Here is a 14,127-nt window from a genome sequence, read left to right as displayed (position 1 = left end):
GGCCCCCCGCGGGGGTGTGTCGCCCACCCCCCCGCCCGGGGGGCCCCCCCCCCCCCCCCCCCGCGCCCCCCCCCCCCCCCCCCGGGCGCGCCCCCGACCCACCCCCGGCGAGATGGCGCTACGCCCACCCCCACCACACCCGCACAGGCCGCCGCAGGCACCCCGCACCCGGCCCCCCGGCTACGCTGCGAGTCATGACACCAGCCGCCCCCACCCCCGCCTACCGGCGACTCAGCGTCGAGGAACGCCGCAGCCAGCTGCTCACCTCCGCGCTGTCGCTCTTCGCGCACCGCGCCCCGGAGGACGTCTCCCTGGACGACGTGGCGGAGGCGGCGGGGGTGTCGCGCCCCCTGGTGTACCGGTACTTCCCCGGCGGCAAGCAGCAGCTCTACGAGGCCGCCCTCCGCTCCGCCGCCGACGAGCTCCGGACCTGCTTCGACGAACCCCGCGAGGGCCCCCTCCTCCCCCGCCTGTCCCGCGCCCTCGACCGCTACCTCGCCTTCGTCGACCAGCACGACGCCGGCTTCAGCGCCCTCCTCCAGGGTGGCAGCGTCGTAGAGACCTCACGGACCACCGCCATCGTCGACGGCGTACGCCGCGCCGCCGCCGAGCACATCGTCAGGCACCTGGAGGTCACCACCCCGGGCCCCCGCCTGCGCATGACCATCCGCATGTGGATCACGGCCGTGGAGGCCTCGTCGCTGATCTGGCTCGACGAGGACAAGCAGCCCCCCGCCGAGGACCTCCGCGACTGGCTCGTCGAGCAGTTCGTGGCCATGCTGTCGGTGACCGCCCGCCGGGACCCGCAGACCGACGCCCTGGTCCAGGCCCTCGCCGAGGATGTCTGACACTGATCCGGTGAAGAGCGAAGACACCCCCTTCGAGGGCGGCCCCATGGACGGCAGGGTCCTGCCCGTCCTACTCGGCATCACCGGCCACCCGCCCAAGACGTACCGCATCCCCGTCCCGGACCCGGCCGGCGGCCCGCCCACCGTGTTCATCTACCGCCGCGTACCCCGCGGACCGGGCAGGGTCGGCCTGACCAACCGCTGGAAGTACGAGTACGCCCCCGAGGGCGTCCCGCCCCGGCGGCTCACATGGCCCTGGTCGAAGCCACACGCCACGCCGCCCGGCAAGCGGGACGACGCCGACGGGTGACCCTGTTGCGCCGAACCGCGCAGGCTTACCGCACACACCACTCCGCACCCCTCATCCTCACGATGTCCGGTGGCCGAAGGGCCGCCCCCGCATCGGAGGTGATGGCATGTCAGGAACCCTTCTGCGTCTGGCCTGTACGGCGGCGATGGCAGCGGCGACCGTCCTCGCACCCGTTCCCGCCCCCGCCACAGCCGCCCCGAAGCCCGACCCCGGACCACCCCCCGCCTCCCTCGCCTACCTCCTGACGGACCTTCAGCACCTGTACCGCAAGGCCGAACAGGCCACCGAGGCCTACAACGCCACCGAGGAGAAGCTGAAGAAGCAGCGCACCGAGACCGACCGCCTGAACCGCGCCCTCGCCCGCACCCGGCTCTCCCTCCACGACAGCCGGGGCGAGGTCGGCCGCCTGGCCCGGCAGCAGTACCAGAGCAGCACCGACATCTCTCCGTACGTACAGCTGCTCCTGGCCCGCGACCCCCAGCACGCGATCGACCAGGGCCATGTGATCGGCCGGATCGCACGGGACCGGGCCGACACGATCGACCGGCTGACCGGCAGCGAGCGCAAGGCCGACGAACTGGCCCGCAAGGCCCGCAAGGCCCTCGACGCGCAGCTCACCCTCACCGAGCGGCGGAAGAAGGAAAAGGACCAGGTCGTCAAGAGGCTGCACGACGTCGAGGAACTGCTCGCCACCCTCGGCCGCGACCAGCTCGCCGCCCTCTCCGAGTTCGAGAGGAACGGGATCACGAAGGCCCAGAAGAAGTTCATGGCGTCCGGCGCACTCAGCAGCACCCGCAGACCATCGGCGGAGGGCGACCGAGCCCTGCGCTACGTCGTCCGGCAGCTCGGCAAGCCGTACGAGTGGGGCGCGGAGGGCCCGAAGTCGTACGACTGCTCGGGCCTGACCTCGCAGGCCTGGGCTGAGGCCGGGGCGCCCATCCCCCGGACCAGCCAGGAGCAGTGGAAGCGGCTGAAGCGGATCCCGCTCGCCGAGCTGCGCCCGGGAGACCTGGTCGTGTACTTCCCCGACGCCACGCATGTGGCGCTGTACCTCGGCGACGGCATGGTCGTACAGGCACCCCGCCCGGGCGCGAAGGTGAAGGTGTCACCGATCGCGGCCAACCCGCTCCTGGGCGCCGTACGCCCGGACCCGGCCGGGAAGCCCCTGCGGCGGTACGCGCCGCCGAAGCTCCCCGAGGGCGCCACGGACGGGTCGGACGAGGGATACGACCGTTAGGCCCTGCCGGCCCTAGGCCGCGCCCGCGCCGGACAGCTCGGCCAGGTAGGCCTGCGTCTTCTCCGGCTCGTAGAAGAAGTTCTCGAAGTCGGCCGGGTCGTTGAAGCCGTTGGCGAAGCGGTCGGCGGCCGGCTGGAGCTCGCCGGCGGCGCCGATCAGGTTCAGGATGTGCTCCGGCGGCGGCGCGAGCATCGCGTTGGTCCACTTGGTGACGTGCTGGGCGGTGTCCCAGTAGCGGTCGAAGGCGGACCGCATCCACTCCTCGTCGAACGGCTTGTCACCGTGCTCGACGATCGCGGAGAGGTACGCGGCGGCGCACTTGGACGCCGAGTTGGAGCCCTGCCCGGTGATCGGGTCGTTCGCGACGACGACGTCCGCCACACCCAGCACCAGACCGCCACTGGGGAGGCGGCCGATGGGGTTGCGGACGGTGGGGGCGTAGCGGCCGGCCAGCGTGCCGCCCGCGTCGGTCAGCTCGACCTTGGTGGCCCGCGCGTACTCCCAGGGGACGTACCGCTCCATGAGTTCCAGGGTCAGGGAGAGGTGCTCCGCCGGGTCCTTGACGCCGCCGAAGGCGTCGAGCGGGCCGCCGGGTATGCCTTCCCAGAACAGGATGTCGGCGCGGCCGGAGGTGGTCAGGGTGGGCATGACGAACAGTTCGCCGACGCCCGGCACGAGGTTGCAGCGGACCCCTTCGGTGTCCGGGTGCTCGGGGCGCGGGCCCAGACCGTGGACGTACGACACGGCCAGCGCGCGCTGCGGCTCGCTGTAGGGGGACCGCTCCGCGTCCCGGCCGAACATCTGGACCAGCTCGCCCTTGCCGGCCGCGACCAGCACCAGGTCGTACGTGCGGGAGAAGTAGTCGAGGTCGCCGACGGCCGCGCCGTGGATGACGAGCTGGCCGCCGCGCTGCGCGAACGTCTCCATCCAGCCGGCCATCTTCACGCGCTGGTCGATCGACTGCGCGAACCCGTCGAGCCTGCCCAGCCAGTCGATCGCACGCGCCGCGGGGCCCTCGGCCCAGGAGCCGGGGGCGGCGACCGAGACGCCGAGTCCTTCGATCTTCGGGGCCTGGGACTCCCAGAAGTTCAGCTGGAGATCGCGCTCGTGCTGCAGTGCCGTGTGGAACATGCACTGCGTCGACATGACCCGGCCGGTACGGATCTCGTCCGCCGTCCGGTTGGACATCAGGGTGACCTCGTACCCCTGCGACTGGAGGCCGAGAGCGATCTGGAGTCCGGACTGACCGGCTCCGACGACGAGTATCTTCCGCATGCGGGCTTTCCTCTTACTCGGGGGTTTCGTCGAGCGCGTGGCCCACCAGGGCCAGGAGGGTCTCGATCACGGAGATCCGGCGACGCGCGTCCATGATCATGACAGGTATGTGCCGCGGGATGGTCAAGGCCTCCCGCACATCCTCCGGCTCGAACAGCTCGCTGTCGTCGAAGTGGTTGACCGCGACCACGTACGGCAGCCCGGAGCTCTCGAAGTAGTCCAGGACCGGGAAGCAGTCCTTCAGCCGCCGTGTGTCGGCCATGACGACCGCGCCGATGGCGCCGCGCACGATGTCGTCCCACATGAACCAGAACCGCTGCTGGCCCGGCGTGCCGAACAGGTAGAGCACCAGGTCGTCGTCGAGCGTGAGGCGCCCGAAGTCCATGGCCACGGTGGTGGTGGTCTTGCCCGGTGTGTCGGTGAGGTCGTCGGTGGCCTCGCTCGCCTCGGTCATCAGCGCCTCGGTCTGCAGGGGCGTGATCTCCGAGACGGCGGTGACCAGGGTGGTCTTGCCCACGCCGAAGCCGCCCGCCACCACGATCTTCGTGGCGATGGGTGCGCGGGTACGGTCCGTCTCCCAGGCGTGCATGCTCGCGTCGGGCTGAACGAACGGGGATGTTGCGGAGACGCCGTGAGCGGCGTCAGAGACGACGGAGTCCACTCAGCACCCTTTCCAGCAGAGCTCGGTCCGGGCGGCCCGTGCCGTGGCCGGTTCCCGTTCCGTACACACGAATCTTTCCCTGGTCCGCGAGGTCGCTGAGGAGCACGCGGACCACGCCGAGCGGCATCTTCAGCAGCGCGGCGATCTCGGCCACCGTACGCATCCGGCGGCACAGTTCGACGATGGCCTGGAGCTCCGGCATCACGCGGGTGGAGAGGGAGCCGTTGGTCAGTTCCCGGCGCTCCTCCGGGGCCTCCAGCGCGGCCGTGCTCGCCACGAACGTCTCCACCAGGAGGACGTGGCCGAACCGGGTGCGGCCGCCGGTGAGCGAGTAGGGGCGGACCCGGGCGGGTTTGCGGTCACCGCCGCGAACCGGGAGGTGATGCTTGGGCGTACTGCTCATCGGGCACTCCCCGTCGTCTGGGACCGCTCCAGGGAACTACGGAGCTCGCTGCGGAGTTCGGGCGTCAGGACATGTCCGGCGCGGCCGACGAACAGGGCCATGTGGTACGCCACCACGCTCATGTCGCATTCCGCGGAGCCGTGGACGCCGAGCAGCGAGCCGTCGCTGATCGACATGACGAACAGGCTGCCCTCGTCCATCGCGACCATCGTGTGCCTGACCCCGCCGAAGGCCATCAGCTTGGCGGCGCCGACGGTGAGGCTGCCGATGCCGGAGACGATGGTGGCCAGGTCGGCGGCTGAGCCGCGCGGGCCGGTCCGCTTGGTACCGCGGGCCTGCAGGGCTTCCCTGGCCTGCCGGTTGCGGTGGTCGTCGGAGGAGAGCAGGAGCAGTCCGTCGGAGGAGACGACCGCGACCGAGAGGATGCCGGGTACCTCCTCGACGAGGTTGGTCAGCAGCCAGTGCAGGTTGCGGGCCTCACTGCTCAGCCCGATCAGTCCGAAGGTACTGGGAGCGGTCAACTGCTTGCCTCCTCGGCTGTGCCCCCCGTGGCTTCTTCGGATTCAGCTGGTCCTGATGTGCCGGTGACCGGCCGCTTGTGCGAGGCCGTCTGCTCGGCGATCTCCGCCTCCACCTCGCGGTAGCCGGCCTGGGCGCCCTGGCGGAAGCCACCGAGGCGGCGGCGGAGGGCCGCGGCGTCCACGGAGCCGCTGCGCTGGCGCGGGGCGGTGGTCTGCGCGGTGATCTTCGGTGTGCGCTTGGGGAGGCCCTTGTCGGTGACGCGTTCGTGTTCCGCGTCGACCTCGGCCTCGCCTTCGGCGTAGTCGTTCTCGCCCGCACCCCCCGTGCGGGTTTCGTGGCCGAGTGCGGGCGGCCCCTGCGGGGCGGAGTCACCGTCGGCGGCCACCGGATCGTGCCGCGTCGGTTCCGGTTCGCCCTGTGGCACCGGGGCCAACAGCTCCATCGTGGTCTCGGCAGGGGTTTCCGCCGGTGCCGAGGGAACCTCGGGCTCCGCCGGTATCTCGGGCTCCGCCGGTGCCTCGGCTTCAAGCGGCTCCGGGTGCCCGGCGGCCTCCGCTGCCTCGTCCCGCCGTACCGCCTTCTCCGCCAGTGCCACCAAGGGGTCCCCACCGCCGGCGCGGCCGTGCAGGACGTTGGAGTTGGCCTCGGCGTCGGCGCCCGGGAAGGAGACGGTGTGGGTCGTGGCGGAGAGCGGGCCGGAGGCCGGGACGGCCGCGTGCGGGGCGGCCGCGAGGAGGGCGCGGGGCAGGACGACGACCGCCGCGACACCGCCCTGCTTCTGCTCGCGCAACTGCGCACGCACCCCGTGCCGGTGGGCGAGGCGGGCCACGACGTACAGGCCGAGCCCGAGACCGTCCTCACCCTCCTGGTCGTAGGGCGCCTCCGGGTCGAAGTCGGCGAGGCGGGAGTTCAGGCGCTCCAGCCGGTCCCCGGTCATGCCGATGCCCTCGTCCTGGACGGAGAGCATGACCTCGCCGTTCTCCAGCAGCCAGCCGGAGACCTCGACGGGCTGGTCGGGCGGGGAGAACGACGTGGCGTTCTCCATGAGTTCGGCCAGCAGGTGGGAGAGGTCGTCCGCGGCGAACCCGGCGATGTGCGCGTGCGGCGGCAGGGCGGCGATACGGACCCGCTCGTACCGCTCGATCTCGCTCACCGCGGCACGGACGATGTCCACGAGCGGCACGGGCCCGGCGGCGTGCTGGACGTGCTCGGTGCCGGCGAGGACCAGGAGGTTCTCGCTGTGCCGGCGCATGACCGTCGCGAAGTGGTCGAGCTTGAACAGGGTGGCGAGCCGGTCCGGGTCCTGCTCGCGCTCCTCCAGGTTCTCGATGACGGCCAGTTGCCGCTCGACCAGTCCGAGGGTGCGCAGCGCGAGGTTGACGAACGTACCGCCGATGGCCGTGCGCACCCGCTCCAGCTGTGCGACGGACTCGGCGAGTTCGCCGCGCAGTTCCTCGCGGGCGTCGGCCATCTTCTGGCGCTGGCCGACGAGGTGCTTGCGGTCGGACTCCAGCGTGGTGATCCGCTCGGTCAGGGCGGCCGCGTGCCCGTGCAGGGCGTTGACGGAGCGGACGACCTGGGCGAACTCGTCGTTGCGGCCGGTGAACTTGACCGGCTCCTCGGCTGCCGGGTCCTCGGCCTCGGCGAGGCGCTTCGACCCCAGCCGCAGGACAGCCAGGGGCCGGGTGAGGCTGCGGGCCATTCCCGTGGCGACGCCGACGGCGAGCAGCATGAGGGCGCCGAGGACGGCGATGCGGATCTCCAGCGCGGTGACGTCGTCGTCGCGCAGCGCCTCGAGGTCCTTGGTGCTCCGGTCGTAGAGGGCGGACTCCACGCCGCGCATCAGGTCGACCCGGGCCGAGAGGGCCGCGTCCAGCCGCTTCGTGTTGACGGAGAGCTCGTCTCCCGACAGCGTCGGCTGGTCGGTGAGGGCGGCGAGGTACTTCTCGGCGGAGTTGACCTCGGTGCCGGTGACCGTGGAGTCGAACGAGGTGCGGGCCGTCTTGGGCGCGGTGTCGCGGAAGTCGGCCAGGGCAGCGTCGGAGCGCAGCCGGGCCTGCTGGGCGGCGGCGCTCAGGGCGTCGCGCTGCCGGGCGTCGGCGTCGGAGGAGGTCTCGGTCGGCAGCCCGGTGACCGGGTCGATCGTCTCGGTGCCGCGCGGCACGCTGAGGGCGGCGAGCAGCAGCCCGCGGGCAGCTGCGGCCTGCTGGACGGCGGAGTCCAGCTCGGCCCGGGCGTAGGCGCCGGAGCCCGCGCGGGGCGGCGTCTGCTGCGCGAGCCGCTCGGCGAGCCGGTGGAGTTGGGTGATGGCGGTGGAGTACGCCTGGTGCGCTTCGAGCGCGTTGCTCTTGCCGGTGAGCGCCGCCCGGCGGACTGTCGCGATGTCGTCGAGGTCCGAGCGGAGCGAGGCGGGCGTGTCGGTGTCGGCCCGCAACTCCTCGACCTGCCGGTCCACGCGGGCGCTGCGCTGCTCGGAGGGCGCCTTGGCCTTGGGGCGGCCGGCGGCTATGTAGGAGGTGACGTCGTCCCGCTCGTCCGCGAGGGAGTGCGCGAGCCCGAGGGCGTCCTGCGTCTGCTCCGCGAGCGTCACCAGCTCCTGCGAGTCGTGGAGTTGCCCGGAGGCGGCCAGCACGGACGGGGTGCCGGCACCGGCGATGGCCGCGGCGACCACGGCCACGGCGACGATGAGCCGGTTGCGTACGTGCGTGGGACGGCCCTTGCCGGTGGAGGGCGTCGGCTCAGTGCCCTGAGCGGGGGCCGTCTGCTTGCCTGTACGACGAGGCCGCGTCTTCTGCACCGGTGCTCGCATTCCTGACTCGTGAACCCATGGGCCCGGGTGACGTTCCGTCAACTGGCGCGTACTCCCGGTACACTTCCCGACCCTCCCAGCGCCGGTGGCCAGCGCACGCGCATCACCTGACCCGCCACCCGAAGGAGTGAACCCCGGACGAGAGTTGAGGGGCAAGTTCCGCTGACCCTTGCAGCGGCCTTGCGCGGCACGCCGGTTGGACGTCGGCGGCGGGCGGTGGCAATATTCGCCACCACGCCTTCCCGGAACAAAGCATTCCATCCCAAAACAGGCGTCTGACCTGCGCTGCCGCACCGGTCTCGCAACTATTGCCAGCCTTTTGCGACCCTTGTGAAGGGCTCGTGCAGACTGGCTGGATGCGCACTGAACTCGCCTCGGAGCCGGGAGACGCCGACCGCCCCAACGAGGACTTCGCCAGTGTCGGACTACCGGCCTCCGGACAGGGTGGTTCGGTCGTCGTCCTGGACGGCGTCACGCCACCGAAGGACGGGACGGGCTGTCTGCATTCCGTCCCCTGGTTCACCGCACGCCTCGGCGGAGCTCTGACCGAACTGACCGTTTCACTCCCGGATGCTCCCCTGGTCGACGCCTTGTCCCGCGCCATCGCGCGTACCTCTGAGGCGCACGCCGCAACCTGTGACCTTTCTCACCCCCGGACACCACAGGCCACCGTGGTCGTGGCCCGCTGGACGCCGGCCACGGTGGAGTACCTGGTGCTCTCGGACTCCGCCCTCCTCCTGGAGTCCCCCGACGGCGTGGTGACGCCCGTCCTCGACGACCGCCTCTCTCTCCTCCCCCGCTCGGCCCTGGCCACGGACGCGCTGGTGGACTCCACGGTCCGCAACAAGGAGGGCGGCTTCTTCACCGCGGCCGCCGACCCCTCGGTGGCCCGGCGGGCGGTGACGGGAACCGTGCCCCGCCGTGAGGTACGCGCCCTGACCGCCCTGACGGACGGCGCCACCCGCTGGGTGGACAGGTTCGAGGAGGGCGACTGGACGGACTGCTTCCACCTGGTGCGCAAGGAGGGACCCCAGGCACTGGTGGACCGCGTACGGGCGCTGGAGCGGGGGGACACCGCCAGGACGTTCCTGGGCCGGAGCAAGACCCATGACGACGCGACGGTGGTCTTCGTCGAGTTCTAGACGCGGGGCCGGGGCTCGGGCGCCGGGCGCTACTTCTCCATGCCGCGGTTGAGCTGGTGCAGCAGCCGGGCCAGTTCCGTGACCTCGTGGGTGTCCCAGTCGGCCAGGCGGCCGGCGTAGCGGGCGCGGCGGGCCTCCCGCACCCTGCGGACACGGTCGCGGCCCTCCTGGGTGAGGGCGACGAGCCAGGCGCGGCCGTCGGCGGGGTCGGGCTCGCGCGCGAGCAGCCCGAGTTCCTCCAGGGCACGCAGCTGGCGGGACATCGTGGCCTTGCCGACGCCGATGTAGGCGGCGAGCTCGGTGGCCCGCTGGCTGCCGCACTCGTCGAGCCGGACGAGGAGCCCGTACGCGGACGACTCCAGGTCGGGATGGACCTCGCGGGCCATCTCGCCCTGGTTGGCCCGAGCACGCCGCAGCAGCACGGTCAGCTCACGCTCCAGCGCGAGGAAGGCGGGCTGGTCCACACCGCTCGCGGCCAGGGCGGATTCGCCTCCCGGTCCGTCGCCGTTCCCGTTGTCCTGCACGTCAGCCCCTGCCTCGGTATCGCCCCGTACTGAGATTTTCCGTCACCTGCCGTCATCACCGCAGTTCGGCAAGTATTCCGCAGGTCACGGCACGCCTGTACACAGGGCCACCACACGGTGAAGGCCCACCGCACGGCGAAGGCCCGGGCCTCCCTCACGAGAACCCGGGCCTTCCCCTGTCCGGTCACGCCCGTCACGCCGCGACCGGAACCTCCGGCGCCGCCCCGTTCGTCGCGGGCGCGAGCGCCAGCTCCAGGACCTGGCGGACGTCGGTCACGGCGTGGACGTCGAGCCTGTCCAGCACCTCGGCCGGGACGTCGTCCAGGTCGGGTTCGTTGCGCTTGGGGATGATCACGGTGGTTACACCGGCACGATGGGCGGCCAGCAGCTTCTGCTTCACGCCGCCGATCGGCAGGACCCGCCCGGTGAGCGAGACCTCGCCGGTCATCGCCACATCCGTGCGGACCAGCCGGCCGGACAGCAGGGACGCGAGGGCCGTGGTCATGGTGATGCCGGCGCTGGGACCGTCCTTGGGGACCGCGCCCGCCGGGAAGTGGATGTGCACGCCCCGGTCCTTGAGATCACCCACCGGCAGCTCGAGCTCGGCACCGCGGGAGCGCAGGAAGCTCAGCGCGATCTGCGCGGACTCCTTCATCACGTCGCCAAGTTGGCCGGTCAGGGTCAGCCCGGCCGCGCCCGTCTCCGGGTCGGCCAGCGACGCCTCCACGTACAGCACGTCACCGCCCGCTCCCGTCACCGCGAGCCCGGTCGCCACGCCCGGCACCGACGTCCGGCGCTCCGCCGGCTCCTGCGCGGACTCGGGCACATGATGCGGCCGGCCGATCAGCGCGCGCAGATCCCCGTCCGTGACGGTGTACGGCAGCTCCCGCTCGCCCAGTTCGTGCTGGGCCGCGACCTTGCGCAGCAGCCGCGCGACGGACCGCTCCAGATTCCGGACGCCCGCCTCGCGGGTGTACTCACCTGCGAGCTTGCGCAGCGCGCTCTCGTCGACGGTCACCTCGTCCTCGGCGAGCCCGGCCCGCTCCAGCTGGCGCGGCAGCAGGTGATCGCGGGCGATGACGACCTTCTCGTCCTCGGTGTAGCCGTCCAGACGGACGATCTCCATCCGGTCGGCCAGCGCCTCCGGGATGGCCTCCAGCACATTGGCGGTGGCCAGGAACACGACGTCCGACAGATCCAGCTCGACCTCCAGGTAGTGGTCCCGGAAGGTGTGGTTCTGCGCCGGGTCGAGGACTTCGAGGAGGGCGGCGGCCGGGTCGCCGCGGAAGTCCGAGCCCACCTTGTCGATCTCGTCGAGCAGCACGACCGGGTTCATCGACCCGGCCTCCTTGATGGCTCGGACGACACGGCCGGGCAGGGCGCCGACGTAGGTACGCCGGTGACCGCGGATCTCGGCCTCGTCGCGCACACCGCCGAGGGCGACGCGCACGAACTTGCGGCCCATCGCGTGGGCGACGGACTCACCGAGGCTGGTCTTGCCGACGCCGGGCGGCCCCACGAGCGCGAGCACCGCACCGCCGCGCCGCCCGCCGACCACGCCCAGTCCCCGGTCGGTACGCCGCTTGCGCACCGCGAGGTACTCGGTGATCCGCTCCTTCACGTCCTCAAGGCCCGCGTGCTCGGCGTCGAGGACGCCCTGGGCGCCCTGGATGTCGTACGCGTCCTCGGTGCGCTCGTTCCACGGCATCTCCAGAACCGTGTCGAGCCAGGTGCGGATCCACGAGCCCTCGGGCGACTGGTCGGAGGACCGCTCCAGCTTGTCGACCTCCTTGAGCGCGGCCTCGCGGACGTTCTCGGGCAGGTCGGCGGCCTCCACACGGGTGCGGTAGTCGTCGGACTCCTCACCGTCCTGCTCGCCGTTCAGCTCGCGCAGCTCCTTGCGGACGGCTTCCAGCTGACGCCGCAGCAGGAACTCGCGCTGCTGCTTGTCGACGCCCTCCTGGACGTCCTTGGCGATGGACTCGGCCACGTCCTGCTCGGCGAGGTGGTCGCGCAGCTGCTGGGCGGCGAGCTTCAGCCGGGCCACCGGGTCGGTGGTCTCCAGCAGCTCGATCTTCTGGTCGGTGGTCAGGAACGGCGAGTAGCCGGAGTTGTCGGCGAGCGCCGAGACGTCGTCGATGGCCTGGACCCGGTCGACGACCTGCCACGCGCCGCGACCCCGCAGCCACGCGGTGGCGAGGGCCTTGTATTCCTTGACCAGTTCGGCGACCTGGCCGGGCAGGGGCTCCGGCACGGTCTCTTCGAGGCGTGTGCCCTCGACCCAGAGGGCGGCGCCGGGACCCGTGGTCCCCGCCCCGATGCGCACCCGGCCCCGGCCGCGGATCAGGGCGCCCGGGTCGCCGTCGGCGAGCCTGCCGACCTGCTCGACGGTGCCGAGGACACCGGTGTTCGCGTATGTCCCGTCGATCCGCGGCACCAGGAGTACCCGGGGCTTTCCCGGTGTTGACCTCGCAGCGGCCTGAGCGGCCTCCACCGCGGCACGGACCTCGGAGTCGCTCAGATCCAGCGGGACCACCATCCCGGGCAGCACGACCTCGCCGTCGAGCGGCAGCACGGGCAGGGTGAGCGATGTGAACGCCTTGGACTCAGCAGCCATGATCTCCCCTTCGGCAGTCAAGTTGAGCTATGCCGACTCAATGCACGGGAGCTGCCGGATGTTCCCCTACCGCCGTTCGCTGTCAGCGATCACTTACGAAGCGCTGGTCCGGGAGGTCGCAGCGCGCTTCGCGCGCCACCGTCGGAGCACCGGCCAGGTCGCGACACCGATGGCCAGGGCGATCGGATGACCCCAGTTCGTCATGGGGTCGGTGAAGGCGAGGAGGTCCTGGAGCAGCATCCCGCCGAAGACGGCCAGCAGCGGCACGCGCAGCCAGGGGGACAGCAGCCCGGCCAGGGCGCCGGTGCCGGCCGCGACGCCGAAGCTGACGCCGTAGTCGAGGCGGTGCAGCGAACTGTCGGGGAGGTGCCCGGCCAGCACCGCGAGCCCCACCGGGACCTCGGTCGCCAGGGTGGCCAGGACATGCCCGAGCAGGAAGACACCGGCCGTGCGCAGGCCCCCGATCCGCCGTTCCAGCGCGGTCAGCACCAGCACGAACCCGATCGTGAACGGCGAGGCCATCCCGCCCGCGACCCACAGCGCGCTGCCGACCAGCACCAGCCCCGGCGTCCGCACCAGGTGCGCCACATCGGTGCTGGAGGCCTGGAGCAGGGCGTGGACCAGCGCGGGGTCCGCGTACGCGGAGATCAGCGAGGTGACACAGAGCACGACCGCGTACCCGAACGTGAACGGCGTGCCCGTCGGCGTGGGCAGCAGTCTCCAGGGCGGCGGCACCCGGAGCCGGGGCTCCCGCACCGGGACGGACTCCCGTACGCCCTCTCGCGGACCCCGCTGCCTCGGAACCCCGTCCAGGAGCCCCGGCACACCGGACACGGGCGCGTCCGTCCGCGTCGTCACGGCCGTCTCGTCGGGCGGCGCGATGCGTTCCACAACGGGCGCTCCTTCCGTCATGCCCCAGCCTTCGCGTACCTCTGCCCCACTGTCTGTGACCGGCGCCACGCGAGAGCCGATTCACAGCAACCCGAAAGCCGCGCACCGCGTCCGCCACGGACCGCTCCCTAATTCTTGGCGCCGGGCACCCCGCACCTGCCAGGATGCTTCGATGCCCACCTCGAACGACACACCCGATGTACTGGACCGTCGCGAGGGCCCGCACGGTGAGGTCGTGCTGCGGCGGCACGGAGACCGGCTGGAGATCATCGCGAACGGCTGCTTCCTGATGGACACCTCCGACGGCCGCTCGGAGCGGCGGCTGGTCGACGCGGCCCTGGACGCCCTGGCCGGCCGGGACCGCCCGGACGTCCTGATCGGCGGACTCGGCGTCGGTTTCTCCCTCGCCCACGCGGCGGCGGACGCCCGCTGGAGTGGGATCACGGTCGTGGAACGCGAGCACGCGATTGTCGAATGGCACCTCGGCGGCCCGCTCTCCGCGTTCTCCGCCGAGGCCCTTGCCGACCCCCGCGCGAAAATCGTGGAAGCCGATCTCGTGACATACGTCAATGAGACATCCGACACGTTCGACGCCCTGTGTCTCGACATCGACAACGGCCCCGGCTGGACCGTCACAGAGGGCAACGGAAATCTCTACTCGGAGGCCGGACTGGCAAGCTGCGCACGGGTGTTGAGACCCGGCGGGGTACTGGCCGTCTGGTCCGCCCAGCCCTCGCCGGAATTCGAAGAAACCTTGCGGAATGCCGGGTTCCAACGGGTGCGTACCGAAGAGATCCCGGTTGCCCGGGGCGTTCCCGACGTCGTACACCTCGGCATCCGCCCTGGATAGCAAAGGTGTGCTGACTCCCCGTACGCTGCTCCTCTGAC

General features: G+C 71.7%; 13 protein-coding genes. 5 read left to right on the top strand and 8 right to left on the bottom strand.

What is annotated here, in order from left to right; genetic code table 11:
• Positions 1 to 194 precede the first annotated feature (194 nt).
• From ACFT32_RS19875 to ACFT32_RS19865, 3 genes are all read left to right on the top strand, one after another.
• Positions 195 to 848: a TetR/AcrR family transcriptional regulator gene (locus tag ACFT32_RS19875; RefSeq protein WP_382490643.1), complete on the top strand. Its 654-nt coding sequence runs from the start codon at positions 195 to 197 to the stop codon at positions 846 to 848.
• A 10-nt stretch (positions 849 to 858) separates the two neighbouring features.
• On the top strand, positions 859 to 1,158 hold the full coding sequence (locus tag ACFT32_RS19870; protein WP_382490641.1) for a hypothetical protein: 300 nt from the start codon (positions 859 to 861) through the stop codon (positions 1,156 to 1,158).
• A 106-nt stretch (positions 1,159 to 1,264) separates the two neighbouring features.
• Positions 1,265 to 2,395: an NlpC/P60 family protein gene (locus ACFT32_RS19865; protein ID WP_382490638.1), complete on the top strand. Its 1,131-nt coding sequence runs from the start codon at positions 1,265 to 1,267 to the stop codon at positions 2,393 to 2,395.
• A gap of 12 nt (positions 2,396 to 2,407) precedes the next feature.
• On the opposite strand, the gene ACFT32_RS19860 is transcribed toward ACFT32_RS19865, so the two are convergent.
• From ACFT32_RS19860 to ACFT32_RS19840, 5 genes are read right to left on the bottom strand one after another with little or no spacing between them, the layout of a single operon-like run.
• Positions 2,408 to 3,670: a styrene monooxygenase/indole monooxygenase family protein gene (locus tag ACFT32_RS19860; protein WP_382490636.1), complete on the bottom strand. Its 1,263-nt coding sequence runs from the start codon at positions 3,668 to 3,670 to the stop codon at positions 2,408 to 2,410.
• Between the two features lie 13 nt (positions 3,671 to 3,683).
• Positions 3,684 to 4,331 (bottom strand): ATP/GTP-binding protein, encoded by a 648-nt coding sequence (locus tag ACFT32_RS19855; protein ID WP_382490635.1) that lies wholly within the window; start codon positions 4,329 to 4,331, stop codon positions 3,684 to 3,686.
• Positions 4,312 to 4,734, bottom strand: a complete 423-nt coding sequence (locus ACFT32_RS19850; RefSeq protein ID WP_184590510.1) for a DUF742 domain-containing protein — start codon at positions 4,732 to 4,734, stop codon at positions 4,312 to 4,314. The genes ACFT32_RS19855 and ACFT32_RS19850 overlap by 20 nt, the downstream gene beginning before the upstream one ends.
• Positions 4,731 to 5,255 carry a roadblock/LC7 domain-containing protein gene (locus ACFT32_RS19845; protein WP_382490633.1) on the bottom strand — a complete coding sequence of 175 codons (525 nt, stop codon included), beginning with the start codon at positions 5,253 to 5,255 and terminating at the stop codon, positions 4,731 to 4,733. Before ACFT32_RS19845 ends, ACFT32_RS19850 begins: the two co-directional genes overlap by 4 nt.
• Positions 5,252 to 8,053, bottom strand: a complete 2,802-nt coding sequence (locus ACFT32_RS19840; RefSeq protein ID WP_382490632.1) for a nitrate- and nitrite sensing domain-containing protein — start codon at positions 8,051 to 8,053, stop codon at positions 5,252 to 5,254. The genes ACFT32_RS19845 and ACFT32_RS19840 overlap by 4 nt, the downstream gene beginning before the upstream one ends.
• 368 nt (positions 8,054 to 8,421) lie before the next feature.
• Between ACFT32_RS19840 and ACFT32_RS19835 the strand changes: the two genes are divergently transcribed.
• Positions 8,422 to 9,207: a protein phosphatase 2C domain-containing protein gene (locus tag ACFT32_RS19835; RefSeq protein WP_382490630.1), complete on the top strand. Its 786-nt coding sequence runs from the start codon at positions 8,422 to 8,424 to the stop codon at positions 9,205 to 9,207.
• Positions 9,208 to 9,236: 29 nt separating this feature from the next.
• Here the strand turns inward: ACFT32_RS19835 and ACFT32_RS19830 are convergent, their stop codons facing one another.
• The 3 genes from ACFT32_RS19830 to ACFT32_RS19820 all read right to left on the bottom strand — a co-directional run bounded on the left by ACFT32_RS19830 (position 9,237) and on the right by ACFT32_RS19820 (position 13,239).
• Entirely contained in the window at positions 9,237 to 9,731 is a 495-nt protein-coding gene (locus ACFT32_RS19830) for a MarR family winged helix-turn-helix transcriptional regulator (RefSeq protein ID WP_382490629.1), read from the bottom strand.
• Between the two features lie 193 nt (positions 9,732 to 9,924).
• Positions 9,925 to 12,348 carry an endopeptidase La gene (lon, locus tag ACFT32_RS19825; protein ID WP_382490628.1) on the bottom strand — a complete coding sequence of 808 codons (2,424 nt, stop codon included), beginning with the start codon at positions 12,346 to 12,348 and terminating at the stop codon, positions 9,925 to 9,927.
• Between the two features lie 93 nt (positions 12,349 to 12,441).
• The gene (locus ACFT32_RS19820; protein ID WP_382490626.1) at positions 12,442 to 13,239 is read right to left on the bottom strand and encodes a rhomboid-like protein; all 798 of its coding nucleotides are present in this window, start codon (positions 13,237 to 13,239) and stop codon (positions 12,442 to 12,444) included.
• A 172-nt stretch (positions 13,240 to 13,411) separates the two neighbouring features.
• Between ACFT32_RS19820 and ACFT32_RS19815 the strand changes: the two genes are divergently transcribed.
• Positions 13,412 to 14,089 (top strand): spermidine synthase, encoded by a 678-nt coding sequence (locus tag ACFT32_RS19815; RefSeq protein WP_382490623.1) that lies wholly within the window; start codon positions 13,412 to 13,414, stop codon positions 14,087 to 14,089.
• Positions 14,090 to 14,127: the final 38 nt, after the last annotated feature.

This window comes from Streptomyces sp. NPDC057002 (assembly GCF_042673825.1).
GTDB lineage: Bacteria > Actinomycetota > Actinomycetes > Streptomycetales > Streptomycetaceae > Streptomyces.
This window is presented reverse-complemented; position numbering and strand designations above follow the sequence as displayed.